Origin of the sequence: uncultured Abyssibacter sp. (genome assembly GCF_964000955.1) — a bacterium.
Classification (GTDB): domain Bacteria; phylum Pseudomonadota; class Gammaproteobacteria; order Nevskiales; family OUC007; genus Abyssibacter.
Genome location: NZ_CAXFCL010000294.1, coordinates 1 through 3,090 on the forward strand (window position 1 = coordinate 1; position 3,090 = coordinate 3,090).

The 3,090-nt window shown below is 65.7% G+C and carries 4 protein-coding genes; all 4 read right to left on the reverse strand.

Annotation, left to right across the window (positions count from 1 at the left end; genetic code table 11):
• Positions 1-766, reverse strand: a 766-nt coding sequence (locus ABNS06_RS14120) for a PAS domain-containing protein (RefSeq protein ID WP_348675236.1), incomplete at its 3' end; no start/stop codon positions are given.
• A gap of 64 nt (positions 767-830) precedes the next feature.
• Positions 831-2,504, reverse strand: coding sequence for a hypothetical protein (locus ABNS06_RS14125; protein WP_348675237.1), 1,674 nt, complete (start codon positions 2,502-2,504; stop codon positions 831-833).
• The gene (locus ABNS06_RS14130; protein ID WP_348675238.1) at positions 2,501-2,767 is read right to left on the reverse strand and encodes a DUF3613 domain-containing protein; all 267 of its coding nucleotides are present in this window, start codon (positions 2,765-2,767) and stop codon (positions 2,501-2,503) included. Before ABNS06_RS14130 ends, ABNS06_RS14125 begins: the two co-directional genes overlap by 4 nt.
• Positions 2,768-2,780: 13 nt before the next feature.
• On the reverse strand, positions 2,781-3,090 hold a 310-nt coding region (locus ABNS06_RS14135; protein WP_348675239.1), incomplete at its 5' end, for a tetratricopeptide repeat protein.

Consider the following 3,090-nt stretch of genomic DNA (forward strand, 5'->3'; position numbering starts at 1 on the left):
CCGAGTAGACCAGTTGCCGCCTGGCATCCGCGGGTGACCACCCCGTCAGATCGCTGGCCTGCCGGTTGAGCCAGCGCACACGAAACCGGGTGTCAGTGATCACCACCGCATAGCCCAGAAGTTCGAACCACCGGCTCATGCGGCGCTGGGCCGTACCGAGATCACCTTGGCCCTCGGGGAGCCGGACCGTCGGCGCGGCGTCGACGACCCGCTGCTGTCGCCGCGGCGACAGCAGCGCCATCAGCAACAGCCAGATCGCGGCCACACCGCAGACCAGCAGGCAGACGACGGCCCGGACATAGGTCTGCCGCGGGGCGTCCTCGGTGGGCGGCCAGAACACCGTGTCCGGAATCGCGACCAGCAGATAACCCAGCCCGGCGCCGTCGCTGACGAGCCGGATCCGGCGCTCGAGGCCGAACCAGTCCAGCAACCGATCTTGCAACGCAGCGGACCAGCGCTCGGGAAGAAGGCCGGATTGCCGCACGCGGGCGCGCCGGGCACTGGCGAGCACACGCCCACGGATATCGATGATCTGAACACGCGGAATCGAGTTGCCGCCGGCCAGCGCTTCGGCACGGGCCCCCACCTCGACCAGATCACCCTGGGCAAGCGCCTCACCAAGGCGGGATGTGGCAACGCTCAGGCTGGCATTGACCTGGACCAGCCGTTCGGCATGGAGCTGCCGCAACTGGCCCACCATGAGAATGACGGCGGCGGTGAAGGCGAAGGCCATGAGAATCGCCATCACCCGGAACAAGGGCATCACGCGACCATCACTTCCTCCGCCCGCCGATTGCCATCCCCGACCCCTGTTGTCGTGGCGATCGCCCTCAGGCGTCGCGCTGGTGTGTCAGCAATGTGGGGCGTTGCACCGAAACCGATTCGATCGTGACGTCCGCACCCGCGATCGAGATGCCCATTTGTCTGAACATCTCTCCGACCGCGTCGTTCAGGAGGGGGCTGCTGACGTCTTCCAGCAGCGTGGCAAGATACTCGTCGAGCGCGGAATCCAGCGGCGCGGGCAGCAACGGCAGTTCGGCCTGACGGAGGATGGTGCGGATGGTCCCGATCAGTGCCGAACCCAGGGCATCGCTGACCGCGGGCGCCCTGATCGTTTGCGGAAATTCGACGCCCGGCCCTCCGAACGTCAGCGGCGTCTGCGTCCGGGATGCAACCTGAACCACGCCTCCGCCCAGAGCCTGGGTACCCCCGAGCAACGGCGGGAGATTCAGCGTGAGTTCCCGGATCTCCAGCGCGGCCAGCGTCGACACGGTATCGACGTCGATCTCGTGATACGGCGTCGATGTCGACGCGCAACGAATGTCGGTAACCGCTGCGGATGCCTCGGCCAGAGCCACATGCAGATCAAGGTTGAGCAGCGCGGTCTCCGGCGTCGCTCCGAGCAGGGCCAGCTGCGCATCAAGCGTCACCTGGGCCGTGTGCGCACGGGTCAGCGGTTCCCCTTCCTCCGAAAATGCTTCACCACCGACCACCACCGAGCCGGGATCGATAATGCTTACGGTGGGGATCACCCTCGCGACGCCCGGAATGTTCAGGATCGGTGCGAGATCGACCGGCACCACGGCGTTGACCACCATCGCGGCGGTTTCAACGACGTTCCCCAGATTGACGAACAGTTCGTCGTCCACCAGATCCGGATCGCCGATCACGTCGAAAATCTCGCTGGGAATCACGGTCAGCGCCGGATCGAGGTTCACCGCCAGATCATGCAGCACCTGATCGACCAGCGGCGGCGCATCCCCCAGCAATGACTCATAGAGCAGCAGAATGAAATCGCCCAGCGGCAGCGACGCATTGGTCGTCAGGATGTTTTCGCCGTTCAGCAACTCCGCACCGGCGTCGATCAGCGCACCCAGCTGGACCTGGGTACTGAACAGCCCCTGATACCCGGCAACGCTCAGTTCCAGGCGCGAACCGCCCCCGAGCATGTTGGTATAGAGCACTTGCCCGAGCGTGGTCCCGTCCCCGCTATCGAAATCCGCGATAAAGCTGCCCACGAACGGGGTGACCGTCGGCCCCGCGAACGCGCTCGCGCTCGCAACGACCCGAGCGCCATCTCGAACACCGAACGCCTGGGTCAGAAAGGTGGGTTGCGGCCGACTGAGAGTGATGCGCACGGCCGGGGGTCGCTCTTCCCCGCGTGGCGTCGACACGCTGCGCAGCCCGCCTTCACGATGAACCTCGCCGATGACCACCTCGCCCTCGTCGAGCCAGTCCTCGGCGCCAGTCCGCCCATTGCGCCGCAGGGACAGCCGCGCCTGTTCCTCCGCCATCGCCGCGTAGTCCGTCACGCGACCATCGAAGCAGCCACTGACAATCATCGCAGCGTCCATCGCCGCCATGTTTGCGAGCCGCTGCAGATCACGCTTGGCGTTGTAGAGTTGCGCCGAGTGAAAGACGAGGCTGAACGCGGAAACCGCCGCGATGGCGGCCAGCGCTGCAAAAACTGCTGCAGCGCCTCGTTGACGCTGCCACGGCGTCACGACCCACTCCCCTCCGGTGCGAATTGCTCGCGGGGGAACTGGACCGGAATCGGGTGGGAAAAACTTTTCAGATACCGCTGGTAGACGCGATCGGCAACCTCGCCTTCCATCGGGCGTTCCGCCTTGGAGGCCTGTCGGCCGGAGGTCTGCAATTCCATCCAGGCACGAGACGCTTGCCCGTCGCCTGGCTCAGGTGAACCCGCGAACGCCGCCGATGCCAGCAGCAACCCGCCCACTGTCATGACTGTTGGAACAGCGCCCATGCGGCCCTCCTGTTTACGAACCACCAATCACCCCGCGCTGCGATGCCACGAGCCGGGCCGCCTGCTGCCGCAGGCGGGCACGCTCTGCATCGGGCAGGCTGCTGCCATCAGCCAGGGCATCGGCTTCCACCCGGTTGCCCAGCACGTAGTGCAACAGGATCATGTTGCGAGTCGCGCGCTGGTCGGAGGGCGCCAATTCCCTCGCCGTGGCCAGTTGACGATACGCATCATCGTACCGACCCGCCAATATCATGGCATATCCCAGATCATTCCGGGTCGCCGCGTGGGTCGGCCGCAGATTAACGGCTCGTTGCAGATAGCCG